We start from the raw sequence: 24,291 nt of genomic DNA, 5'->3' as shown, positions 1-24,291 counted from the left end.
GGTCGGCGTTTATACTGGTCAGCAAGGCGAATACCCCGACCCACCGTGGTCGGGGATGAAGCTGACAACTCGGGACACAACAATTAACTGACAATACGGATAATCAAGTGATAGCGATGGAGTACAGTCACCGCTACCGCGCTTACCCGACACAAGAGGTAGCGGAGCGACTGGAACACCATCTTGACGTTCATCGCCAACTCTACAACCACGTCCGCTGGGACTACGAACAAGCCCCGGAAGACGACAAGCCGAGTGAGTACGACCAGAATAACCGACTCACCGACTGGAAACAACGGTGGCCGGTGTTCGGCGAATTACACTCGAAAGCCGCGCAAGCCACTGTCGCTCGCTTCCACCGCAATCTCTCGAACCTTCGCAAGAAGAAAGAGAAAGGGTACAACGTTGGTCGGCTCAAACGGCAAGCACTCAGCGACTACCGAAGCGTGACGTACAACCAGTCCGGTTTCGACCTCGATGAAAAGAGGGGCCACGACAAGTACGCATACGTCCGCTTCAGCAAAATCGGCTGGGTGAAAATCCGGTACTCGCGTCCGATTCCCGACCACGTCACCATCAAAGAAGTCACCTTCAAGAAGGAGACAACCGGCGAATGGTTCGTTTCCTTCGGATTGGAAACTGACGACACCAACCTGCCCGAGAACCCCGACGTAGACTCGCTCAATACGAGCAACAGCGTTGGGATTGACCTCGGTATCCAGAACTACATCCACACGAGTGATGGGAAGACCGTAGATTGGCTCGACCTCGAAGACGACTACAAGCGTCTTCGCCGCGAGCAACGCAAGCTCTCGCGGAAGCAGAAAGGGTCGAACAACTACGAGAAACAGCGTCGGAAAGTGGCGAAGGTCAAGCGTCACATCAAGCGGAAGGTGTTGGACTACCAGCACAAGATTACGACGTGTCTCGTCCGCGAGTACGACGCCGTGTTCGTGGAAGACCTGAACGTCCAGAGTATGATTCGGGGCGACGGGAACGCCCGGAACAAGCAGGACGCAGCGTGGAGACAATTCATCACGCTCCTCGAATACAAAGCCGACCTGTACGGTTGTCACGTCGTACAGGTCGAAGCACGAGGCACCACGAAAGAGTGTGCGTCGTGTGGTGTCGAGACGGCGAAACCCATCTGGGTGCGGGAACACTCCTGTCCGAGTTGTGGGTTCGAGACGGATAGAGATGCGAACGCGGCGATGAACGTTCTCAAGCGTGGTTTTTCTGAGTTAGGGCTGGGATGGCCCGAATCAACGCCTGTGGAGACTGTGACCGCTACGGACACACCTGATTTTCAGCGCGTGTCTGCAAGTCACGTCCTCGAAACAGGAAGCCTACCCTCGTGAGAGCAGGATTCCCCGCGCCACCGTGCGCGGGGTAACATTCAAGAGCTTAGACCTCTCGCACTGTGGTAGTGGTCGCCGGTCGTGGCGACCGCACACGGGATGAAACGCCACACGAGCCGCCGCCAGTTCGTGTCTGGGGCAGTATGTGGGAGCATCGTCGGGGGGCTCGCGGGTAGGGCCGCCGGAGCCCGCGCTCAGGAGCGCTCGCCGATCGTCTGGAGCGCCAGTGTCGGCGGCACGGTCACCGCCTACGCCGTGACGGCTACCGACGTCTACATCGGGACCGACCGGAACCGAGTCCGGCACGTCGACAGGGCCAGTGGCGAACCCGTCGCCACCGTCGACCTTGAGGCGGGCGTCCATCCGGGCGGCATCGCCGTCACCGATGAGCATCTCGTGGTCGCGACCCGGGACGACCGACTCGCCGTCTACCGGACGGCAGACCTCGCCGGCGACGACGCGACCCCGACCTACCGGACACAGCTGCCCAGACCCGTCGGCATGGACACCCGCGACGGCCTCGTCGCGCTCGGGACCCGCGACGGGCTGTTCGTCCTCGACCCCGCGGCCGGAGCGTTCCGCTGGCAGCTGTTCACCGATGAGCTCGACGTGGACTTTCTGGCCCCGCCACTCGTCTGGAGCGACGGGGGGATCGTCCTCACCGGCGACACCTCCGTGCTGTTCGTCGATCCGGAGACGGGTGAGCTGTCGGTCCGGGTCCCGTTCGAGGCGCCGAACCACGTCGACGTCCTGAGCCACCTCCCGGCGGCCATCACGACCGCCGGGCCGTACGTTGCCTACACCGGGAGCGACACACACGGCTGCTGTCCGAGCTGGGCGACGTTCGTGGTCGACACGGAGACGCGGGAGTTCGTCTACCGTGACTTCGCCCGGACCTCGGACGCCACCCCACAGCGGGCGGGTGCCGTCACCGAATCCGCCGTGGTCCATCAGCGCGGGCACGGCACGGTCCGCAGGCGGTCCCTCGACGGCACCGACGAGTTTCAGCTCGACTACGACCCCCGACTGGACGGCATCGCCGCCACGACCGACCGGACGTTCGTCGCGGACGGGTCGGGCCTGGAGGCGACGAACACGGGGCAGAATCTGGAACGGGGTCCGACCGAGCTCGTCGCGGTCGACAACGAGGGGTACGGTATCGCGTGGAGCCACACCTTCGACACGCCGATCACCCGGCTACGGGCCGACGGCGAGTTCCTGTTCGGCGTCGACCGGGCCGAGGGGCGGCTCGTCGCGATGGCACAGTCCGGCGACGGGGTGGCTCTCCGCCCGGCAGCGACGGACTCCGAGACGCCGTCCCAGCCGACGGCGACCGCGTCCGGCGGGACGGCCGACGACGGGTCGGGAACCTCCAACCCGGGTGCGGCCAGCACCGGTCCAGCGACTGCAACCACCCCCAGCCGTGGCTTCCTGACGAACGGTGACGACCAGGTGCTGGAGGGCGTCGGTCTCACCGGGCTGAGCATCGTCATCACAATCGGGGGAATACTGGTGACGCTGTACGACATGGTGCGGGGGGGCAACTGATGGCCCGCGGCGTCCCGCGGCTGTGGGGGGTCGCCCTCGGCGCGCCGACGATGGTCGCCGGTGGCGTGTTGCTCGTCGACGATACCGGCGGCGTTCCGGGAACGGTCGGCTACCCGTTCGTCCTGCTCGGGCTGATGGCCGTCCTTGTCGGTGCGTACGTCCACCGGGTAGCCCCGGGGCAACTGGACCTGACACCGGTCGAGACGTTCAACCCGAGCCAGCTCGGCGCCTACCTGCTCGGTGCCGCGGCGATGGTGCCCCTGGCCGTCACGCTGTACCTCCTGGTTGCGACCCGGCTCCCGTACGTCTGGCCGACGCTCGCCTTCGTCGCGTTCGTGGTCCTGCTGGTGAAGGCGCTCGTCCGGTACTGGCAGAACTCACTGACGACCTACTACGTCACCGAGGACGCCCGCATCGTCAGCGAGTACCGGTTCCTCTCGCTCCGTCGATCGAGCGTCCGGACGGACTCGGTCCAGAGCGTCGTCCGGGAGCAGTCCGTCCTCGAGACCCTCACCGGACTCGGGAGCGTCACCGTCCGGTCGGCATCCGGCGACGTGTCGTTCCGTGACCTCTCGGGCCCCAGCGAGGCAGAACGGGTCCTGAACGAAATCATCCGGAGCTGACGACTACCGAGGTCGACCCTGCCGGAAATCCGCGCCCGCGCAGGGCTAGGGGTGACTTTTTACCGGGGGGCGACCAACCGAGCAGCATGTTCAAGGCCATCGTGAGCGCCGACACGCTGGAGTCGGCGCTCGACTCCGTCAGCGTGCTCGTCGACGAGTGCAAGATTAACCTCAACGAGGACGGCCTGGCCATCCGCGCCGTCGACCCCGCCAACGTCGGGATGGTCGATCTCTCGCTTGCCGCCGACGCCTTCGAGTCCTACGAGACCGACGGCGGCATCATCGGGGTCAACCTCGCGCGGCTGGAGGAGTTCGTCGGGATGGCCGACTCCGGCCAGCTGGTCCAGCTCGAACTCGACGAGGAGACCCGCAAGCTCCACATCCAGATCGAGGGGCTGGAGGGGACGCTCGCGCTCATCGACCCCGACTCCATCCGCCAGGAGCCCGACCTCCCGGATCTCGACCTCTCGGCCGAGATCGTCGTCGAGGGCCGGGATATCGACCGCGCCGTGACGGCCGCCGACATGGTGAGCGACCACATCGCGCTGGGCGTCGACACCGACGAGGAGGTCTTCTACGTCGACGCGGAGGGTGACACCGACGACGTCCATCTCACGCTGACCCGCGAGGACCTCATCTCCCTGGAGGCCGGCGAGGCCCGCTCGCTGTTCTCGCTCGACTACCTCAAGGACATGGACAAGGCCATTCCGAAGGATACGGAGGTCCGCATCGAACTCGGCGAGGAGTTCCCCGTCAAGATGCACTTCGAGATCGCGGAAGGGAAAGGTAAAATTACTTACATGTTAGCGCCGCGTATCCAGAGCGACTGAATCGAAGGATGAGTGGCATCTGTCCGTCTTGCGGTGAGGAGTTCGACAAGCCGGGGCTTCACTGGTCACACGGCACCTGCCCGTACCCAGAGATTTCTCCGATTCAGGAGGCGGTGTTCGAGGGGCTACTAATGGGGGACGGCTCCATCCCGAAGCAGAGCGGCGCCGGCCGCGCATCCTCCCGCACTCCTCGTGGACGCGCCCAGGACCGCACGCGGGAGAGTCCGATCCATCTCCGGTGATCGCAGGGACGGAACTGTGGGAACACGTTTCTCCCTCGATCCGGAGATGGAGGATAACTCCGGACGTACTCGTGATATCGAACCGGTTCGAGGCGTACACGGGGGATATATCGTGTACTCAGTCGATATCTGCCAGCCGCGTCTCCCCGGCCCGCGTCCCGGCGCCTTTGCTCACGCGGAGGTCGGTCTCCGTGACGCCCGCCGGGAGCAGCACGTCGGCCCGGGAGCCAAAGGAGATGTGGCCGAGCCGCTCGCCCCGGGCCAGGTCGTCGCCGGCCTCGACGTAGGGGTGGATGCGCCGGGCGAAGGCGCCGGCGATGAGCGTGACACGGTAGTCGCGGGCGCCCGCGATGTCGACGTGGACGCGCTCGTTGTGCTCGGACTCCTTCGAGAACGCCAGCCGGTTGCCCCCGGGGACGTGTTCGACGGCTGCGACGGTCCCGTCGAGCGGCACCCGGTTGACGTGGACGTCCAGCGCGGACATGTAGACCCCGACGCGGACCCGAGCGTCGCCGTCGTGCTCCTCCGTCCGGACGACGGAGACGACGCCGTCCGCCGGGGCGACGACGCCGTCGCCGGGCGACGACCGCTCGGGGTCCCGGTGGAAGGCGAGCACGGCCGCCGCGCCGACGAGCCCCAGCGCGACCGCGGCCCGGCGGCCGAGTCGGCGGGCGATGGCGAGGCCAGTCAGCAACGCGGCGACCGCGTAGCGGACGCCGCCGGGGGCGATGTCCATGCCCGACTGTGGGGCCGTCGGCCACATCACCGTTCCGACCGCCGCCCCGGACCCCTCCACTTCACCTGGAGATAGCCCCTCCCGAGGTCAACGTTTCCCACGGGAGCCGTCGAGATGGACCTGTGGGGTCGTTCCAGCCGGTTCCGCTCCGCGTCTCGTCGCCCGGCCCCGGCGAGCTGGACCCGAAACGGTGGGTGCCGGTGGGGCCCGGCGACGGTGCCGGGGGAACGGCCCGCGCCGGCCGTGTGGGGGCGTGACGGGATACTGCAAGGCCTTAGTACGCGGCCCGTCTCGGCCCGGTATGAACGTCGCAGACGCTATGACCTCCCGCTCGGAGGTCGTGACGGTGTCCATCCCCGGTACGCGGGAGGACGCCCTCGAGCAGCTCCAGGGCGGCACCTTCTCGTCGATCCCGGTCGTCAAGGAGACCGACGACGGCGAGGAGTTTCGCGGGCTCGTGACCCGCGAGGCGCTCATCGAGCGGCCGGACGAGGACCAGCTCGCGCTGCTGGTCAACGAGGTCCCGACCGTCACCAGCGACGCCACGCTGGTCGACGTGGCGCGGCTCGCCCGGGAGACGGGCGGGAGCCGCGTCCCCGTCGTCGACGACGCCCGGCTCGTCGGTATCGTCACCGTCACGGACATCGTCCGTGCACTCGCGAACGACGAACTCGCCGGCGCGGACGCCATCGTCGGCGACCTCGCGACGCGCGAGGTCAACACGACCTACCGGGGGACGCCGCTGACGGTCGGCCAGGCGGAGTTGGACTACGCCGAGGTCCCGTACGCCGTGGTGCTGGACGAGGACGGCGACCCCGAGGGTATGCTGACCGAGGTCGACATCATCGAGGTGGCCCGGGTCGAGGAGGGCGAGGAGAACACCGGCGAGTCCATCGCCGACGAGGACGACGACTGGAAGTGGGAGGGGATCAAGGCGACCGGCAACCGCTACATGCCGACCCGGAACGTCGAGCTCCCGGCCGAGCCCGTCGCCCGGTTCATGACCGAGGACCTCGTGACGGTCACGCGCAAGCGAACGGTCAAGGACGCCGCCCGCCTGCTGATCTCGAACGACATCGAACAGCTCCCGCTGATGACGGCCGACGACCTGGTCGGTATCGTCCGTGACACGGACCTGCTCGCGGCGGTGGTGGCGGATGAGTGAGGAGCCCGCCCGGATCCCCGCCGACGAGGAGCTGGAGACGGTCGCGGAGCTGTCCAAGCGCCGGGGCTTCTTTTTCCCCGCGTCGCGGGCCTACGGCGGCGTCGCCGGCTTCTACACCTACGGCCCGGAGGGCGCCTCGCTGAAGCGCAACATCGAGGACTCATGGCGCGACCTGTTCGTCACCCAGGAGGGCCACATGGAGATCTCCGCGCCGGACGTGATGCCCGAGCCCGTCTTCGAGGCGTCGGGCCATCTCGACGGCTTCGACGACATGATAATCGAGTGCCCGGCGTGTGACAGCTCCCATCGGGCGGACCACCTCGTCGAGGACGCCACCCGGATCGAGGAGGCCGAGTCCCTCCCCATCCCGGAGGTGGAGGCGCTCATCGCGGAGTACGACCTCGACTGCCCGGTCTGCGGCGAGGCGCTGACCGACGTGCCCGTCGAGGAGTTCAACCTGATGTTCGAGACGAACATCGGCCCCGGTACGTCCTCGCCGGGCTACCTCCGCCCGGAGACCGCACAGGGCATCTTCGTGGAGTTCCCGCAGCTCAAACAGTACGCCCGCAACCAGCTCCCCTTCGGCGTCGCGCAGGTCGGCACCGCCTGGCGCAACGAGATCTCCCCCCGCCGCGCGCTGGTCCGGGTCCGGGAGTTCACGCAGGCCGAGCTGGAGCACTTCATCGACCCGGAGACTGACGAGCCGCCGCTGGAGCGGGTCGCGGACGTCGAACTCACGCTCTACCCGGCCGACGAGCAGGAGGCCGAGGACGGGGGTGAGGCGAGCGACGCGAGCCGAACGTCGTCGGACGGGTCCGACGGAACGTACCTGACGATGACGGTCCGGGAGGCCGTCGAGGAGAACGTCATCGCCTCCGACTGGGTCGCCTACTACCTGGGCCTCGCCCGGGACTGGTACGACCGGGTCGGCCTCGATATGGACCGGTTCCGCTACCGCCAGCATCTCTCGGGCGAGCTGGCCCACTACGCCGCGGACTGCTGGGACGCCGAGGCCGAACTCGGCGGCGACTGGGTGGAGATCACCGGCTTCGCCTACCGCTCGGACTACGACCTCTCGAAGCACGGCACCCACTCCGACGAGGAGTTCACCCTGTTCCGGCAGTACGACGAGCCACAGCGCGTCGAGCGCGCGACCGTCGACCCGGACATGTCCGTCCTCGGCCCGGAGTTCGGCGGCGACGCCGCCGCGGTGGCCGACGCCCTGCGCGACCTCGTCGAACACGACCCGGACGCCTTCGACGGCGAGACCGTCTCCGTCGAGGTCGACGGCGAGGCCCACGAGGTCGACACCGCGGTCGCGGATTTCAGCCGCGAGGAGGTGACGGAGTCCGGCGAGCATATCACCCCGCACGTGGTCGAGCCCTCGTTCGGTATCGGCCGCATCGTCTACTCCGTCCTGACCCACGCGTACGGCCGTGACACCGTCGACGGGGAGGAGCGCGCGTATCTGGACCTGCCCGCCGAGGTCGCACCCACTACCGTCGGCGTCTTCCCGCTGATGGACAAGGACGGCCTCGGCGAGCGCGCCCGCGAGGTCGAGGCGGACCTGCGGGGGGCCGGCTTCGCCGTCACCTACGACGACTCGGGCAACATCGGCCGGCGCTATCGCCGTCAGGACGAGGTCGGCACGCCCTACTGCGTGACCGTCGACTACGACACTCTGGAGGACGACACCGTCACCGTCCGTGAGCGTGACTCGACCGACCAGGCCCGCGTCCCGGTCGCGGAGCTGCCCGCCACCCTGACCGCACTCCGGGCAGGCACGACGGCCATCGACGACCTGTAGACCGATGCCCGACGTCCCCCGGTCCGACGGCGTCACGGCCGGCGACGAGCCGGGCGTCGCCCGGACCGATGGGGGGGAGGCGCCGGGGGCTACCCCGGACGGCGTGCTCGCCCGCCTGCGCCAGCCCGAGGTGGAGCGCCGGCTGGTCCACGTCACGGGTGCGTTCGCGCCGGCCAGCCACCTGCTCGGCGTGCTCACCTGGGCCCAACTGGGGCTGGCGCTGCTGGCGTGCTCGCTCGGCGTCGCGCTGCTGGAGGCGGGGCGACTCTCCGGGACGCTCGACCTGACCGTCTTCGACCGTCTCACCCGCGAGTACGAGGAGGAGAACGTCGCTGCCTACGCGCTGTACGTGGTGAGCGTCACGGCGGTGGTGCTCGCCTTCCAGCCGCGGGTGGCCATCCCGGCGGTACTGGCGCTCGCCATCGCCGACCCCGTCTCCGGGCTGCTCGGCTCCAGCGACCTCCAGGAGGTGAAGCAGGGGTACGTCCTGCTCGCGACGTTCGGCGTCGCCACGGGGCTGGCGGGCTTCTTCGTCCCCGTGCCGGCGGCCGTCCTCTGTGGCCTGGCGACCACATTCGCCGACGGCGTCAAGCCGAGCATCCGGGGGTACGTCCTCGACGACAACCTGACCATCCCGCCCGCGGCCGCCCTGGCGATGACCGCCTGGCTGGAGCTGTCGGGCTCGCTGCCGGCGCCGTTCTAGCCCGTACCCGGACGGCCCCCGGTCCCGGACTACCCGCGCCGCTGGGTGTGACCGGGGTAGTCCCGCTCGAAGCGGTCCTCGATCTCGCCGTGGTCGAACTCGACGAGCGTCGGCCGGCCGTGGGGGCAGGCGTACGGGTTCTCGCAGTCGTCGAGCGCCGACAGCAGCGCGACGACGGTCCCCTCGCGGAGCGACTCGTTGCCCGTGACGGCCGGGTAGCAGGCCATGTCGCCCAGCAGTGCGTCGACGCGCTCGGTGACGGTGGCCGCGGGGTCGCCGGCCGCCAGGTCCGCGAGCAGGTCACGGACGAGGTCGACGTCCATCACGTCGGCCAGGATCGCCGGGACCGCCGAGACCCGCACCGTGGACTCCCCCTCGGCGTCCACCAGCGCGACCGACAGGCCGAGTCGCTCCAGGGCCTCGCCGCGCTCGCGGACGAGTTCGGCCTCCTCACTGGTCACGGCGACCGCGACCGGCTCTGCGAGCGTCTGTGTCGTGACCGGGGCGTCGAGGAACCGCTCGCGGAGCGCCTCGTAGTTGACCCGCTCGTCGGCCGCGTGCTGGTCGACCAGCACCAGCCCGTCGTCGGTCTCGGCGACCAGGTATGTCTCGGAGAACTGGCCCAGCAGCCGCATCCCGGGGAGCCGGTCGAAGGCGAACGAGCGATCGACGGCCTCGCCGCCGAGCGTCCGCTGCTCGGTGGTCCCGCGCAACCGCCGGTGGGGGTCCGCCGTCGGTCCGGCCCCGCTCGCGCTTGCCCCCCCACCGGGCGCGGTCCGGGCGCCGGCCGCCGACTCGGAGCCCGAGCCCGCCGATGCGGTGCCGGTCCGGCCGTCGAGGTCGTTGCTCGTGGTCGCGTCGTCGGCCGTCGGGTCGGGCCCCGACTCGTCGGCGTCCGGTGCGGCCGTCGGCGCGATACCGTCGCTCTCGTCGACGCGCCAGCGTCCCGGTGCCGTCTCCGTGCGGGCCTCGCGCTCGGCCGCGTCCGGGCCGGGGTCCTCGACGCCGGGGTCGGGCTCGCCGTCGGCGCCGTCGGCCTGCCAGCGGCCGTCGTCGACCCGCCGGGGCTCCTCGCCGGTGCCGGCCAGCGAGTCCGCCTCCTTCACCGCGCGCTCGGGGGAGATCTCCGTCTGCCCGGGCTGGGAGCGCCCGCGTGGCGCCGAGGAGCGGACGAACCCGGCGTCGAGCAGCGCCGTGCGGACCGCCCGCTGGACCTGCCGGCGGACGCCCGCCTCGTCGGCGAACCGGACCTCCCGCTTGCGCGGGTGGACGTTCACGTCCACCTCGGCGGCGGGTACGGAGAGGAAGAGCGCGGCGAACGGGTAGCGGTCGCCCGCCAGCTGCCCGCCGTAGGCCTCGACGACGGCCTCCCGCACCGCGCGGGCAGTGACCCAGCGCCCGTTGACGTAGACGTTGCAGTACTCGCTGCCGCTGCGGGTGGTCTCGGGGTCGCTGACGAGGCCGCAGACGCCGTCCAGCGGACCGCCGGGGTCGGCGTCCGCCGCCCGGGCCGCGGTCCGCGCCGCGTCGGTCGTCGGGTCGGCACCGCCCCCGCCGACACGCACCGTCCCCGCGGCGACCTCGCGGCCGTAGACCGCCAGCATCGCGCCCCGGAGGTCGCCCTGCCCGGGCGTCGCGAACGTCTCCCGGCCGTCGTGGGTCAGCGAGACCGCCGTGTTCGGGTTCGCCAGCGCGTAACCCGCCACCACACGGTTGACGTGGGCGAACTCCGTCGCCTCGGTCTTCAGGTATTTCCGGCGCGCGGGGACGTTGTAGAACAGGTCGTCGACCTCGACGGTCGTCCCCGCCGGGCAGCCGACGCGCTCGACGGGGCCCACCTCGCCGCCCTCGACGACGAGCTCCGTCCCCGTGGCGGCCGCCTCGGTGTCGGTATCGTCGCGGTCGCCCCGGGGGCGCGTCCGGACGGTCAGCCGTGAGACGGCGCCGATGGCGTGGAGCGCCTCGCCGCGGAAGCCCAGCGTCCCGACGCCGGATTCGAGGTCCGAGACGTCGCGTATCTTGGAGGTGGTATGCTCGCGGACGGCCCGCTCGACCTCGCCGCGGGTCATCCCGACGCCGTCGTCGGCGACGCGGATGCCGTCGCTGCCGCCGGCCTCGACGGCCACCTCGACGCGGCCCGCGTCGGCGTCGATGGCGTTCTCCACCAGCTCCTTGACCGCGCTGGCGGGGCGTTCGACGATCTCGCCGGCGGCGATGCGGTCCACGGTCGCCGCGTCGAGTTCGTGTATCTCGGGCACTGTGAGCGGGGTCTCGGGACGGGAACAGGTGGGCGTTACGGTCGTCACGGCCCCTTCGGCTCGCTCCGGGCACTCGCGGACCGCCCGGGGCACGGCCGGCAATCGAGCCGCGCGACGTGCCAGCGCGCGTCGTCGTGCACCGCCGACCGCTCGTCACTCCGCCCGCGGGGTCGCCAGCGCCCGTCCCAGTGCGAGGACCGGAGCGCACAGCATGGGCCCGACGACGGCGGCGATGGAGAGGAAGGCCAGCAGGACCCCACCGCCGAGCCCGGTCGGCGGGTCGACGGGGTCGACGATCGTCAGCGTCATCACGATGAACCCGAGGACGACGACCCCGCCCCAGGCCGCGGCCGTCCGTCGGTCGCGGGCGAGCGCGGCGCCGAGCGGGAGGCAGGCGACCAGCGGGCCCGCGACGGCGAGCGACCCCATCGTCGTGCCGAGCGGTCCGGAGCCACCGACGGCGAGTTCGAGCGCGAACAGTGCGGCCGCGGCCCCCGCGAGCGCGAGGACGGCGCCGACCGCGAGCGAGCGTGGCGTCCACCGGCGCTCGCGCACCGCCGGGCGAGTGGCGGCCACCCCGACCGGGATGGCGGCGAGCGCCGGCGCGGTTATCCATAGCCAGTCCGGCCCGTAGACGATAGCCGGGACGACCACCGCCGCGACGCCACAGGCGACGAACCCGCCGCCGAGGGTGGTCGGGTCCCGTTCGGACCCCCGAACGGCGTAGGCCGCGACTCCGAGCCCCAGCGCGAACAGGAACGTCTGCCCGAGGACGAAGCGTCCCAGCGTCTCGATGACGACCGGGAGCGTGGCCAGCGCGAGCGCGGCGTTCGTCCTGATGCCGCTGGTCGATGCGGGCCCGATGACGACGCGCGCCTCGCCGACGCCCTTCCGGGCGCCCAACGCCGCGTCGCCGGTGTGTCCCGTCCAGGCCGCGGTGCGGCCGTCCTTGACGGCCCCTGCGGGCGCGTTGGTGACGACCGTCCCGGCCGGACCGCGGACGCGGAACAGGTCGGCGTTCATCCGGATACCGGTCCCCTCGCCGTCGGCGTTGAGGTAGTCGACCATCAGCAGGCCGGCGTGGCGCTCGGCCGCGTCCGCGTCGTACAGGACGACCACGGCGACGTTCGCCTCGAGCCGGGCGTCCCGGAGCGTCGCATCGTCGGGCGGGCCGTAGCCGTCGGTGCGTTCGCGGGCGATCCCGTCCAGCGTCCCCCCGTCGAGGCCGTCGGTGGCGTTCAGCCGGTTCCGGATGGTCCACGTGGCGCTGCCGTTCGCGTGGACCTGGACGAGCGCGCGGCTCTCGCGGACGGTCACGTCGGCACCGCGGTCGTCGGCGGCCTGCTCGAAGAGCGTGCCGCAGGCCGGACAGGCGGGTCGGGGCGGGGAGCTGGCCCCGGCGGGTGCGAGCGTCGCGACCGCGAGCACCGCGAGCACGACCGCGACGGCCACACCGGGGCGTGGAGGGCGGCGCATGGCGGGACCGTTTCGACCGTTCGGTAAATGTCTTGTCGGGGGCGCGGCCGACGCCGCCACCGTGCTCGCACCGCTCCGGCGCTCCCGACGGCCCCCGTGACCGAAGCGGTCGGCCCCAATCGGCCGGCAGGTGCATACCAGAGGCCCGACAACGAGGGGGCATGCACGGTGCGGAACCGAGCCGGCGGGCGCTGCTCGCGGCGGCCGGAGCCGGCGCTCTCGGCGCGCTCGCGGGCTGTTCGACCCCCGACGGCGGCGACGGGACCGCGGCCACGGAGCCGCTCCCCCCGGACCGCGAGACCGAACTCGCGGAGGCGTTCGCCCCGACGCTGCACTTCGACGCCGCGGAGACGTGGTTCCCGACCGACCCCCGGCCGTACGCGACCGACCGCGACGGCGAGCGGGTGGTCGCCGGGTTCGACGCCGTCGAGGGCTACCTCGCCGCCGGTGGCCCCGACGACCCGCCGGCGCCGACGCTGTTCTACAACGGCCGGCGCTACCGGGACTCGCCGCTGGAGGTGATCCAGTTCTGGTGGTACTCGGCGTTCGACCAGTTCTCGACCAACTTCCACTGGCACGACTGGGAGGCCCTCCACGTCTTCGTCGACGCCGAGTCGGACATACAGCAGCTGTACGTCGCCAGCTCGCACTCCCGGTCGGTCCCGAACAACGAGTTCATCGACCCGGCCCGGCAGCCGCGGGTGCTCTCGGAGCTCGGCTCGCACTCCAGCGCGCTCTCGCTGAACGAGCTGGCCGAGAGCTTCCAGCGGCTCCCCATCGACGGGGCGCCCGCCGACGTGACCAACGCGGCGCTGAGCGTCGTGGAGACGCTCGCGGAGCTGCCGGTCGCCTACGGGCTCCCCCGCGACGAGGCGTTCCGGCTGCCGTACGTCGTCCCGGAGCTGGACGGTGCGCCGGTGTACGAGCATCCGGCGCTGCCGACGTTCGAGCGGCGCCACCTCGCCCCCCCGGAGCACACCGTCCGGTCGTACGCCGAGCTGGCACAGCCCCCGAGCGACCTCCCCGGGCGGGTGCCGGGCCTGGCGCTCGGCCCTGGCGGCGACATCGACTACGACCTCGTGCCGACGAGCGAGGCGGAGGACATCGACGCGTTCACGGGCCCGCAGCTGAGCTTCGAGCTCTCCGTCCCCGGCTTCGTCGAGGACGCCATCGCGAGCCATATCACGACCGCCGGAACGCCGTGGGACCAGTCCCGCTACCGGAACCCGGCGGAGGACATCAGCGACCCGAACCACCGCGCGACGCTGGCCGAGCGCTACGCGGCCATCGGCGAGGGCGGGCCGGCGGCCCGGCTGGTCGCCGCCGTCCGGGACGTGGCGCCCGACGGCGACGCCCCCGACGGGGAGGGCGTGACGACCGAGCAACCGACCGTCGAATCCATCGCCCTCGTCGAGAGCGACCCGGTCGCCGTCCCGACGTCTCGGGGCGCCGTCGTCGCCGACGTGTCCGCCGGTGAACACCGCCTGACGGTCAACGGCGCCGGCCGCGCGCCCCACAGCGAGCGACTGACGACCGACGGCCCGACCGCGGCGGGCGCGGCCGGGACGGTGGCGATGGTCGCCACCGAGGACGCCCGGAAGCTCCGCATCGACACCGAGGGGACCGACGACGACCTCCGGCGCGCCGCCGTCGAGGACGACTTCGGCGGCCGCATCTACGACAGCCGGTTGGAGGGGCGCGACGCCGTCTACGTCCACCGCGAGGGGGCCTACACCGCCGAGGTCCGGGACACGGACGACGAGGTGGGCGCCTTCCGGGTCAACCCCGACCCCGACCCCGACGCGGACGACCCGGTGACCGTCGAGCGCCCCCGGACGGGGAAGGCCTCGCTGGCGGCGTTCCTCGGGTCGTTGGCCGGCGAGACACGCGACGCGGTGGCCGATGCGGCCGACGGGGACCCGGACGACGATGACGACGACACCCCCGGCGGCGGGAGCCGACCCACGCCGTCGGGGGCTGCCGGCGGGCTGGCGACCGCGCTGGACGCGGTACAGCGCGCGGCGGCCGCGGCGCTCGAGCGCGCCGAACAGGGCGACGGGCAGGGGGCCGACCAGCAGCTCCGGGCCGTCGTAACCCGGCTCGAACGGGTGGGCGAGGCGCTCTCATCGGCCCGGGGGAACGTTCCGGGGACGACCGCGAACGCGGTCGACCGCCGGCTGTCGCAGCTCCAGCGTCGGGCGGAGCAGGCGCTCGACGCCGAGACGCTGTGAGACGGTTCTACGCGAGCCCCCGAAACATACGTACGGAACGGCTGTTCGGGCGGATATACCGTATATAGCCGGGTTATGGCTGATACAACTCCTATACGGCCTCGGCGACGACGGAGACGTAGCCGATGGTCCCGTCCTCGACCTGCCGGCCCAGCTTCGCCCCCTGCTCGCGGAGGGACGCGGCGTCCCCGCCGGCGGCGGCGACCAGCCCCTCGATGTCGACGGCCTCGCCGACCTGCTCGCGCATCGCCAACAGGTCCTCGCGGTGGTCCCGGACCTCGGCGACGCGGAAGCCGGCGTCCTCGACGCGCTCGCGTAGCCGCTCGCGGTCGCGGTCCGTCCCGTTGGTCAGACAGAGCGCGCCCGCGATGAACGGCGGCAGCTCCGGCGACTCGCCGTCGGTGACGACGTCCGAGAGGGCGAGTCGACCCCCTTCGTCGAGCACGCGTCGGGCCTCGGCGAGCGTGGCCGGGACATCGTCGGAGAGACAGAGCGTGCACTCTGCGAGGACCACGTCGAGCGCGTCGTCCCGGACCGGGAACGACAGCATGTCCCCGCGGACGACCGGCAGGTCGGGCACGCCGTCGTCGAGTCCGGGGTCGCGGTCCAGACCGACCGGCCGTGCGCCGCGCTCGGCGGCGAGTGCGAGCGACTCCCCGCCGCCGCAGCCGGCGTCCAGCAGGCGCGTCCCGGCGCCCACGCCAGCCCGGTCCAGCAGTTCACCGGTCGCCGCCGCACCGCCCGGATGCAGCGGGTCGTCGGTGACCGCCCGGAGCGCGGCCCAGGGGTTCGACAGCGCGGCTTCCAGCGGGTTCATCTCAGTCGTCGTCCTCCGCGAGGTAGTGGGTGGTCTCCCCGGGGTCGGCGTCCAGCGCGTCGGCCTCGGGGTCGGGCAGGTCCGCCGCCGCCGCCTCCGTGGCGCGGTCGGCAAAGGAGGTCGGCGCGCCGACGGCGTCACGACCGCCCCAGTCGTTCCGGTTCCGGATGGCGTACTCCCCGTCGTCGGTGGTCATGTTGTAGGCGCAGAACGGCACCAGCTCCCCGCTCTCCGTGGGAACGGAGACACAGCAGTTCGAGAGCTTCCCCGCGTCGCCGACGTCGACGTCCATGAAGCCGGTGAAGGAGACGGCGAGCACGTCGCCGAACATCTCGAGGATCTCGTCGGGCACCCCCGGAATCGGGGTGGCATCGTCGCCACAGCAGCCGACCGCCGAGCAGACCGCGTCCCCGCCGAGGTCGGTCCCGGCCATCATCTCCAGCCACTGCTCCTCGCCGATCATCGAGGACATCTGCTGGTAGAGCTCGGGGGAGACGTACTGCGCGAGCGATGAGACCTCGCCGTCGTCGTCCCGGACCAGGATGCTGGCCATCTGGCAGGTGGCCGAGCAGCAGGGAATCGGCATGAAGTCACGGGTGCCGAGCCCCGGCATCTGGTCGGCGAAGGTCCGGGCGGCCTCGTCCATCGAGAAGCGGCCGCCGTGCTCCTCGTACCGGCCGAACTGCGCGACCGGCTGGAAGTTGATCGACTCGACCACGTCCAGGTTGTCCATCGCGAACTCGACGATGTCGGCCATCTCGTCGTCGTTGACGTCCGGGACGACGGTCGGGACCAGCACGACCGGGAGGCCAGCCTCGCGGCAGGCCTCGACGGCCCGCCGTTTCTCCTCGATGATATCGACCTCGCGGATCTCCTCGCTGGCCTCGCCGCTGAGGCCGTCGAACTGGAGGTAGATGGCCGTGACGCCGGCGTCGGCCAGCCGCCCCGCGTACCCCTCCTCCGTGCCCAGGCGGATGCCGTTCGTGTTCACCTCGATGTGGGTGAAGTCCATATCCCGCGCGAGTTCGACCAGTTCGGGCAGGTCGTCCCGTACGGTCGGCTCGCCGCCGGAGAACTGGACCGGCCGGGGCTCGCCGTCCTGCTTGACCGTCTCCAGCAGGTCGACGACCTCCTCGGTCGGCCGGTGGGCGCCCTCGGGGCTGGACGAGGCGAAGCAGAACGAACAGGAGAGGTTGCAGCTCTCGGTCACCTCCACGACCGCGAGACAGGCGTGGTCGTTGTCGACGACGAACTCCTCCTCGGGCGCCGGCTCGGGGGCGACCCCGCCGGCCATCTCGTGGGCCCACTCCCAGTGGTCGACCGACCCCCAGACCCGCCGGCTGGCGTGGCCGTGGTCGGAACACTCCCGGGCCAGTTCGACGTGTTCGTCGTCGCCGTCCTCGTGGACCTCGTACCGGCCGGGGATCCGCTCGAGGCAGTCGGGACAGAGGCTCGTCGTCTCGGCCAGTACCCTGGGGGTACCTGACATGGGAATATGGGTCGACCGACTCACAATAATAGTTGCCCAGGTTCGCCCCGAAACTACACGACCGCGCCGGCACCGGTGCCGGTGGCCATCACCGCTCGACCAGCGTCGACACCCGGGCGTTCTCCTTCAGGTGGAGGCCGGCCTCGGGCACCGTCAGCGGTACCCGTGGCAGCCGCCGGACGTGCAGCGTCGGGTGGCTCGCGCCCCGTTCGACCAGTGCGTCCCGTGGCTGGAGCACGACCGGCTCCTCGCCCGTCAGCGACTCGTTGTACGTGACGAGGTAGGTCCCCGGCGAGAGCGTCCACCAGCCGTAGTCCTCGTCCGGGTCGTTCTTCACCGTGTCCAGCGGGGTCGTCTCGGCGGGGTCCAGTTCGCCGCCGCCGAAGTCGATGGCGCCGGGTGCGGTGAGGGCGTGGACGGCGTCGACCGTCAGGTCGAGCCCCGGACCCGCTGTCTGGGTCCTCTCGTGGACGATGCCGTCGACGCGGTCGGCGAGTGACATATGCGGGGCCACGGTCGGCGCGGCGAAAAGCGTCGGGGGGACCTCACCAGGGGATGCGTTCGCGGTCCTTCCAGAGGCGGCCCGCGGGGCTGCCGGGCCGGAACCGCGCGCAGTAGACCGGCGTCTCGGCGCCCGTCTCCGGCGACCGCGGGGCCGCGTCGCCGCCCATGTCCGTGGCGACCCAGCCCGGGGAGACGGCGTTGGCCAGCAGCCCGTCGTCGGCGTACTCGCCGTGGAGGTAGGCGGTGAGCCCGCCGACGCCGACCTTCGAGAGCCGGTACGGCGGGTAGTCCCCGCCCATCTCGCCGCTCGTGTACCGCCCCAGTCCCGACGAGAGGGTGACGACGCGCCCACCCTCGCGCTCGAGCAGCAGCGGCAGGGCGTGCTTCGCCACGAGCGTCGGGCCCCGCAGGTTCACGGCCAGCGTGTGGTCCAGGTCGGCCGTGTCCGTCGTGTGGAGCGGCCCCGAGCGCGGGAACACGCCCGCGTTGTTAACGACAACATCGAGGCGACCGGCCTCGCCGTCGACCCGGTCGACCGCGGCGGCGATCTCTGCCTCCTCGGTCACGTCCAGTTCGACCGGCTGCTGGTCGGGCGCGTCCACGTCGTCGGTATCGCGCGCGCCGGCGTAGACGGTCGCACCCAGGGCCGCCAGCTCGGCAGCGATGGCGGCCCCGATACCGCGGGTCGCCCCCGTCACCAGCGCCACCTGCCCCTCCAGCGAATCGTACAGTGTCGGCTCGGTTTCGGTCACGTACCGCGTTCGGCCGCCGCCGTCGTAGCCGTTTCCCCCGGCGCTCGCCCGGGTCAGTCGCCCTCGGCCGCGGCAGCGAGGTGCTCCCGGGCCTCCTCGCGGGTCATCCCGCGGACGCCACAGGAACAGCCGAGCAGCTCCGGTTCGCCACGTTCGTCGACCTGTGCCTCGCTCGCGACGACCAGCCCCTCCTCGGGGTCGTAGTCGTAGCCGACGCGGTAGCTCACCTGCACGACCCCCTCGACCGCGTGGTCGGCGTCGGGGTCCGGCTCGGCGATTGCCCGCTCGTGCTCCTCGCTCATCGACGCCTTCCACTCCTCCAGGGTCGCCTCGGGGTCGCGCTCGGACTCGTCGGCCATAGGTGGGCCTGCGGGGCGGGGACCGAGAAGGTCACGACCTGCGGCGCGGCCGCTACGCGGTGTGGGGGCGACGCCGGGCGGGCGTCCGGCGACGGGAACGACGGGGAGCGTTGTGGCCGTCGCGCGTTCAGGCGCTGACGTCCTCGGAGACGTCCTCGACCTGGGTCTGGACGTCCTCCGAGATCTCGTCGACCTGCTCCTGCAGGTCGGCGGCGGCGTCCTCCAGCTGCTCGGTGGCGTCCTCGATGGACTCCGTCAGCTGGCCGACGCCGTCCTGGAAGCCGTCCTGGACGCCGTCGAGCCCCTCGGCGACCTGGTCCTCGAACTCGTCACCGCGCTCCTCGAACTCGTCTTGCAGGTCCTCGACCTGGCTCTGGAGGTCCTCCAGGGCCTCGACCGTGTTGTCCTCGAGGTCATCGGTGGACTCGAGCAGGGAGTCGATCTGCTCGTCCAGGCTCTCCAGCAGGTCCGACATGAACTCGTCGACGGAGTCGGCGCCCTCGCGCAGGTTCTCCTCGAACTGGTCGGCGGCCTCCTCGCGGCTCTCCGCGATGGTGTCGAGCTGCTCGTCGATGCTCTCGCGGAGATCACCGACGACCTCCTGGTCGCTGGGGAGCGCCGCCTCGACGGCGTCGAGGTAGGCCTCGATGCCCGAGCGGACGAGGTCCGCGCCACTGTCCGAGACCTCGCGCGTCGGCTCGATGGAGTCGACGACGGCCCCGTTGACCTCGCGCTGGACCGCCACGCTCGTGTGGATGGCCTCCTGGGTGGTCTGGATCGCACTGCGCTGTGCCTCGAACGCGATTCCGAACGGCGAACTGTTCTCTGCCATTATACTCCGCTATACGACAGCGGTATGGATAAACTTTGGGCATAGAAGACCACTCTATACCAGCGAGTACCACTCTATGTCAGAGGCGGTTCGGGACGGACACCGCCCGAGTCCACGTCGCGGCCGCCACGGTCGACCCGAACCCACCGGCCCCGCTCCCCGCGACTCCTTCCGCTCGGGTGGTACGTGCGTATCGCGGCCGGTAGCGCTGTTGCCCGGATAGGCCGGGACGTTTATCCAACCCACCACGCCACCGAAACGACCGTCACGAGCCGGCAGACGGGCCGTGAGTGACCGGGTTCCCGGTCCACACCCCGTGCGATGCCGGCGGGCGTCGCCCCGTGCAGTACGTTTTAGCCGGAGGCGCCCGGGCCCATCGGTATGGCAGAGCAAGGCACGTTCGAGGGGTACGGCGGGCGACACGTTCCGGAGCCGCTGGAGGAGCCGCTCGCGGAGCTGGCGGGCGCGTTCGACCAGCTGAAGAACGACGAGGCGTTCCAGCGGGAGTTCGAGTCCCTGCTGGAGCATTTCGGCGGCCGGCCGACGCCCGTCTTCCACGCTGAGACGCTCAGCGAACGCTACGACACGGAGATCTACTTCAAGCACGAGGACCTGCTCCACGGCGGCGCTCACAAGCTCAACAACACGCTCGGACAGGCGCTGCTCGCCAAGCGGGCGGGCAAGGAGCGGCTCATCGCCGAGACCGGCGCCGGCCAGCACGGCACCGCGACGGCGATGGTCGGCGCCCTCCTCGATATGGACACGACCGTCTACATGGGCCGGCACGACATGGGGCGCCAGGAGATGAACGTGTTCCGGATGCGGCTGATGGGCGCGGACGTCGAGCCCGTCGAGCGCGGCAACGAGGGGCTCGCGGAGGCCGTCGACGCCGCGATGGAGGACCTCATCGAGCGCACCGACGAGACCCACTACCTCGTCGGGAGCGCCGTCGGCCCGGACCCGTTCCCGCGGATGGTCCGGCATTTCCAGTCGGTCATCGGCCGCGAGGCCCGCGAACAGGTCCAGGAGCTCCACGGTGACCTGCCGGACGCCTGCGTGGCCTGTGTCGGCGGCGGCTCCAACGCCATCGGCCTGTTCCACGCGTTCAAGGACGACGACGTCGCCTTCTACGGCGCCGAGCCCGCCGGCAAGGGGCTGAACTCCGGCCAGCACTCGGCCCCGCTCTCGGCCACCGAGCGCGAGGACCCCGAGGTGTTCCAGGGGATGCGGACCCGCGTCATCGACGACGGGACGGAGAACCACTCCGTCTCCGCCGGCCTCGACTACCCCGCCGTCGGCCCCGAGCACGCCGCGCTCCAGGAACTCGGCCGCGCGGAGTACCACGGCATCACCGACGAGGAGGCGCTGGCCGCGTTCCGCGAACTCAGCGAGGCCGAGGGCATCATCCCCGCCCTGGAGCCGAGCCACGCCATCGCGCTCGCCTGCAAACTGGCCGAGGCGGACCGCCACGACACCCTGCTGGTGAACCTCTGTGGCCGCGGCGACAAGGACATGCGGACCGCCGCCGAGCAGTTCGACCTGAGCTAACCCCCCGTTGCTGCAGTTCGGCCACCGCCCGTCCAGCGCTGCCACGACAGTCCTACCACGGAATCCACCCGACAACTCGACGTATCGTGCCATTATCCCTCAAACAGCCATATATCTCCAGAAAGGACCCGGCTTCATCGGTATCCTCGCCGTCACGGCTCTGCCGCGAAGATTTATCTCCGGAGCCGTCACAGTCCCGACGCGAATGGGATTCCTCACCCGACTCAAGACCGGCTGGGCGCTGTCGATGGACAGCCTCGATGTCCTCCGTGACGAGCCGAGCCTCGCGGTGTTCCCGGCCATCTCGGGGGTCGCCGGCGCCATCTATCTCGCCCTGATCCTCGGCGGTGCACTCCTCCTGACGGGCCCGAACCCCGGGATGGTCATGTACGCCGCGCTGTTCCTCGTCTACCTCGGGACCGCCTTCATCGCGGCTTTCTTCTCGGCCGCGCTGATGCATAACGCCCGCGAGGTGTTCCACGGCCGGGACCCGACGCTGGGCGAGGGGCTGGCGGCCGCCTGGCGGAACCGGGGACCGCTGCTCGCCTGGGCGGTCATCTCCGCGGTCGTCGGGACGGTACTGAACGCCCTGGAGAGCACGGACAACCCGCTCGCCGAGCTGGCGTCCGTCCTGTTCAGCGTCGCGTGGAGCATCCTGACCTACTTCGTGGTCCCCGTCATCGTCTTCGAGGCGGTCTCCGTCCGGGAGATGTTCGAGCGCTCCGGCGAGACGTTCAGGAACACCTGGGGCGAGACCGCCGGCGCGAGCTTCGGCGTCGGCATCGTGACGGTGCTGTTCACGCTTGCGGGGCTGGCGGTCGCCGCGCTGGCGTTCTTCGTCCTCGGCGGTAGCGGGCTGGGGCTGATCGGTGCCATCGCCATCGCCGTGCCGGTCGTCCTGTTGGCCTACCTGTTCGGCACGACGCTCGGGTCGGTCGCAAAGACCGCGCTGTACGTCTACGCCACGGAGGGCGAGCGCCCCCAGCAGTTCGACAACGTCGACTTCCAGGCCGCCGGCACGGGGTCGCGGTAGGCGGCCTCGTCCCTACCGCCGAGGGTCGAGCCGGCCGAAAAACGTGCGTCGAGAACCGGAACCGCGGGTCCTACCGCTCAGCCCTCGATGGGGATGGGAGTCCCCTGGGCCGTGTCCCCCGCCGCGAAGGGGAGGGTGACCTCGAGGATGCCGTTGTTGTACCTCGCGGCGATGGCGTCCTCGTCGACCTGCTTGGGGAAGCGGAACCGACGGTGGTACGTCTTCTTCCGCCCACGGTCCTCCTCCGTGTGGTCGGCGGAGACGTTCAGGACGCCGTCATCCCACGCGAGCTCGATATCGTCGCGGTCGAAGCCGGGGAGCTCCAGCGTGAGGACGAACTCCCCCTCCTCCTCGTACAGTTCGTAGTCGGTACTGCCGGCGTCACCGAAGACCCGAGAGGGCAGGTCGAGCCCCTGCATCCAGCTGCTTGTCGGTCCAGTCGGTAGCGCCATCATGTGTCACCTCGATTGCATCCGCTGTTAGTCGCTCGGTGGACTAAAATCCTATTTGAGAACTGGTAGTTTGTGACTTACTGCTGAATCACACACCTGCTGCGGTGGCCAGAGGGGTTCCAGGGTGTCCTGCAGTGGTCGACGAGCGACCGGGGAAACGATTGCACGGGTCCGTATCCGCGGACTCCGGCGGGGAGCCGGACGGCTCCCGACGACCCACCCGGAGGACCGCCGTCACCGAGCCCTCAGTCGTCGAGCACGTCGGCCCGGCACTCCTCGTCGAAGCGGAGTGCCGTGTCGACCTCCGCCGGGTCGACGTCCTCGAACGCGTCGCGGGCGATGGAGCGGAGATGGACCTCGTCGGCCCCGTCGACGATGCGGAACGCGCGGACGTGCTCGTAGAAGTGCGCGATGGGCAGGTCCTTGCCGATGCCGTTGCCGCCACAGACCTGCAGCGCGAGGTCGATGATCTCGTTGGTGACGCGGGCGGTGTACACCTTCGACATCGCGACCTCGATGCGGGCGTCGGACTGGTCGAGTTCGCGGGCCGCGTGCCGGACCCCGGTCCGGGCCATGTGGAGCTTCGTCTCGGCCTCGGCGATGCGGTGGCGCAGCGACTGCTTCTCGGACAGGTCCGAGCCGAACGCCTCCCGCTCCTCGAGGTACGCCTTCGCGATGTCGAGCGAGCGCTCGGCCATCCCGGAGTAGCGCATGCAGTGGGTGAGCCGGCCGCCGCCGAGGCGCATCTGTGCGACCCGGAAGCCCTCGCCCTCCTCGCCGACCGTGTTCTCGACCGGAACGCGGACGTTCTTGTACTTGATCTCGGCGTGGCCGCCAGTCCGCTCGGTGATGTCGTGGCCGCCCAGATGGGGGACGTTCCGGACGATCTCGACGCCCGGGGTGTCCGTCGGCACGAGGATGATGGAGGTGCCCTCGTACGGGTGGGCGTCCATGTCCGTCCGGGCCATCACGAGCAGGAAGTCGGCATCCAGCCCGTCGGAGGTCCACCACTTGTGGCCGTTGATGACCCACTCGTCGCCGTCCCTGACGGCGGTGGTCTGGAGCATCTTCGGGTCGGAGCCGCCGCCGCCCATCGGCTCGGTCATCGAGAAGCCCGAGGAGATCTCGCCCTGGACGAGCGGGCGCAGCCACTCCTCCTTCTGCTCCTCCGTGCCGACCATCTCGAGGGTGTGCATGTTCCCCTCCTGGGGGGCGTTCGCGCGGATGGAGAGGGCACCCAGCAGCGACCGCCCGACCTGCTCGAACGAGGGGAGCATATCGCTGAAGTCCAGGCCCTGCCCGCCGTACTCCTCGGGGACCTGGGGCGCGAACAGGTCCCGCGTCTTTGCCATCTCCCAGAACTCCTCCAGCTCGTCCTCGGTGACGGGTTCGCCGGTCCGCAGCGCCTCTCGCTCGCGCGGGATGACCACCTCGTCCATGAACGCCTCGACGCGGCTCGCGACCTCCTTTGCTTTCTCGGAGTCGTGGTACTCCATGCGTACCCATCCGGCTCCGGCCACCTAAATTG

Annotated in this window: 21 protein-coding genes; 10 read left to right on the top strand and 11 right to left on the bottom strand. The window is 70.5% G+C overall.

Going from position 1 to position 24,291, the window contains the following annotated elements; all coding sequences use genetic code 11:
* The first annotated feature begins 116 nt into the window (after positions 1-116).
* From DP107_RS06695 to DP107_RS06680, 4 genes are all read left to right on the top strand, one after another.
* A complete protein-coding gene (locus DP107_RS06695) occupies positions 117-1,358 on the top strand; it encodes an RNA-guided endonuclease InsQ/TnpB family protein (protein WP_144261384.1) in 1,242 nt (413 codons plus the stop codon).
* A gap of 81 nt (positions 1,359-1,439) precedes the next feature.
* The gene (locus DP107_RS06690) at positions 1,440-2,906 is read left to right on the top strand and encodes an outer membrane protein assembly factor BamB family protein (protein ID WP_144261383.1); all 1,467 of its coding nucleotides are present in this window, start codon (positions 1,440-1,442) and stop codon (positions 2,904-2,906) included.
* Complete coding sequence (locus DP107_RS06685) at positions 2,906-3,529, top strand: PH domain-containing protein (RefSeq protein ID WP_144261382.1); 624 nt, start codon at positions 2,906-2,908, stop codon at positions 3,527-3,529. The genes DP107_RS06690 and DP107_RS06685 overlap by 1 nt, the downstream gene beginning before the upstream one ends.
* Before the next feature lie 86 nt (positions 3,530-3,615).
* Positions 3,616-4,359, top strand: a complete 744-nt coding sequence (locus DP107_RS06680) for a DNA polymerase sliding clamp (protein WP_144261381.1) — start codon at positions 3,616-3,618, stop codon at positions 4,357-4,359.
* 360 nt (positions 4,360-4,719) lie between these two features.
* Here DP107_RS06680 and DP107_RS06675 read toward each other — a convergent pair whose 3' ends face one another.
* The gene (locus tag DP107_RS06675) at positions 4,720-5,337 is read right to left on the bottom strand and encodes a protein sorting system archaetidylserine decarboxylase (protein ID WP_144261380.1); all 618 of its coding nucleotides are present in this window, start codon (positions 5,335-5,337) and stop codon (positions 4,720-4,722) included.
* Between the two features lie 301 nt (positions 5,338-5,638).
* Between DP107_RS06675 and DP107_RS06670 the strand changes: the two genes are divergently transcribed.
* The 3 genes from DP107_RS06670 to DP107_RS06660 are packed head-to-tail and all read left to right on the top strand — an operon-like array spanning position 5,639 to position 9,012.
* Positions 5,639-6,502, top strand: coding sequence for a CBS domain-containing protein (locus DP107_RS06670; RefSeq protein WP_144261379.1), 864 nt, complete (start codon positions 5,639-5,641; stop codon positions 6,500-6,502).
* Positions 6,495-8,309, top strand: a complete 1,815-nt coding sequence (glyS, locus tag DP107_RS06665; protein WP_144261378.1) for a glycine--tRNA ligase — start codon at positions 6,495-6,497, stop codon at positions 8,307-8,309. Before DP107_RS06670 ends, glyS begins: the two co-directional genes overlap by 8 nt.
* Positions 8,310-8,313: 4 nt before the next feature.
* Positions 8,314-9,012, top strand: coding sequence for a diacylglycerol/polyprenol kinase family protein (locus tag DP107_RS06660; RefSeq protein ID WP_238330797.1), 699 nt, complete (start codon positions 8,314-8,316; stop codon positions 9,010-9,012).
* A gap of 29 nt (positions 9,013-9,041) precedes the next feature.
* Here the strand turns inward: DP107_RS06660 and mutL are convergent, their stop codons facing one another.
* Both mutL and DP107_RS06650 read right to left on the bottom strand, forming a co-directional pair.
* Positions 9,042-11,270 (bottom strand): DNA mismatch repair endonuclease MutL, encoded by a 2,229-nt coding sequence (gene mutL, locus DP107_RS06655; protein ID WP_144261377.1) that lies wholly within the window; start codon positions 11,268-11,270, stop codon positions 9,042-9,044.
* Between the two features lie 153 nt (positions 11,271-11,423).
* On the bottom strand, positions 11,424-12,746 hold the full coding sequence (locus tag DP107_RS06650; protein ID WP_144261376.1) for a hypothetical protein: 1,323 nt from the start codon (positions 12,744-12,746) through the stop codon (positions 11,424-11,426).
* A 161-nt stretch (positions 12,747-12,907) separates the two neighbouring features.
* On the opposite strand from DP107_RS06650, the gene DP107_RS06645 reads away from it, so the two are divergent.
* A complete protein-coding gene (locus DP107_RS06645) occupies positions 12,908-14,977 on the top strand; it encodes a hypothetical protein (protein WP_144261375.1) in 2,070 nt (689 codons plus the stop codon).
* Positions 14,978-15,068: 91 nt separating this feature from the next.
* Here the strand turns inward: DP107_RS06645 and DP107_RS06640 are convergent, their stop codons facing one another.
* The 6 genes from DP107_RS06640 to DP107_RS06615 form a co-directional block, all read right to left on the bottom strand.
* The gene (locus tag DP107_RS06640) at positions 15,069-15,794 is read right to left on the bottom strand and encodes a class I SAM-dependent methyltransferase (RefSeq protein ID WP_144261374.1); all 726 of its coding nucleotides are present in this window, start codon (positions 15,792-15,794) and stop codon (positions 15,069-15,071) included.
* A gap of 1 nt (position 15,795) precedes the next feature.
* The gene (locus DP107_RS06635; RefSeq protein WP_144261373.1) at positions 15,796-17,283 is read right to left on the bottom strand and encodes a radical SAM protein; all 1,488 of its coding nucleotides are present in this window, start codon (positions 17,281-17,283) and stop codon (positions 15,796-15,798) included.
* Between the two features lie 88 nt (positions 17,284-17,371).
* Positions 17,372-17,785 (bottom strand): dCTP deaminase/dUTPase family protein, encoded by a 414-nt coding sequence (locus DP107_RS06630; RefSeq protein WP_144261372.1) that lies wholly within the window; start codon positions 17,783-17,785, stop codon positions 17,372-17,374.
* Positions 17,786-17,828: 43 nt separating this feature from the next.
* On the bottom strand, positions 17,829-18,539 hold the full coding sequence (locus DP107_RS06625) for an SDR family NAD(P)-dependent oxidoreductase (protein ID WP_202877360.1): 711 nt from the start codon (positions 18,537-18,539) through the stop codon (positions 17,829-17,831).
* 53 nt (positions 18,540-18,592) lie between these two features.
* A complete protein-coding gene (locus tag DP107_RS06620) occupies positions 18,593-18,898 on the bottom strand; it encodes a hypothetical protein (RefSeq protein ID WP_144261371.1) in 306 nt (101 codons plus the stop codon).
* A gap of 127 nt (positions 18,899-19,025) precedes the next feature.
* Positions 19,026-19,730, bottom strand: a complete 705-nt coding sequence (locus DP107_RS06615; protein WP_144261370.1) for a hypothetical protein — start codon at positions 19,728-19,730, stop codon at positions 19,026-19,028.
* Between the two features lie 381 nt (positions 19,731-20,111).
* Between DP107_RS06615 and trpB the strand changes: the two genes are divergently transcribed.
* Complete coding sequence (gene trpB, locus DP107_RS06610; protein ID WP_144261369.1) at positions 20,112-21,278, top strand: tryptophan synthase subunit beta; 1,167 nt, start codon at positions 20,112-20,114, stop codon at positions 21,276-21,278.
* A gap of 205 nt (positions 21,279-21,483) precedes the next feature.
* A complete protein-coding gene (locus DP107_RS06605; RefSeq protein ID WP_144261368.1) occupies positions 21,484-22,311 on the top strand; it encodes a DUF6159 family protein in 828 nt (275 codons plus the stop codon).
* 77 nt (positions 22,312-22,388) lie between these two features.
* On the opposite strand, the gene DP107_RS06600 is transcribed toward DP107_RS06605, so the two are convergent.
* The gene (locus DP107_RS06600; RefSeq protein WP_144261367.1) at positions 22,389-22,763 is read right to left on the bottom strand and encodes an Hsp20/alpha crystallin family protein; all 375 of its coding nucleotides are present in this window, start codon (positions 22,761-22,763) and stop codon (positions 22,389-22,391) included.
* Between the two features lie 245 nt (positions 22,764-23,008).
* Positions 23,009-24,259: an acyl-CoA dehydrogenase family protein gene (locus DP107_RS06595; protein ID WP_144261366.1), complete on the bottom strand. Its 1,251-nt coding sequence runs from the start codon at positions 24,257-24,259 to the stop codon at positions 23,009-23,011.
* Between the last annotated feature and the right edge of the window lie 32 nt (positions 24,260-24,291).

Source organism: Haloglomus irregulare (assembly GCF_007421925.1).
Classification (GTDB): domain Archaea; phylum Halobacteriota; class Halobacteria; order Halobacteriales; family Haloarculaceae; genus Haloglomus; species Haloglomus irregulare.
This window is presented reverse-complemented; position numbering and strand designations above follow the sequence as displayed.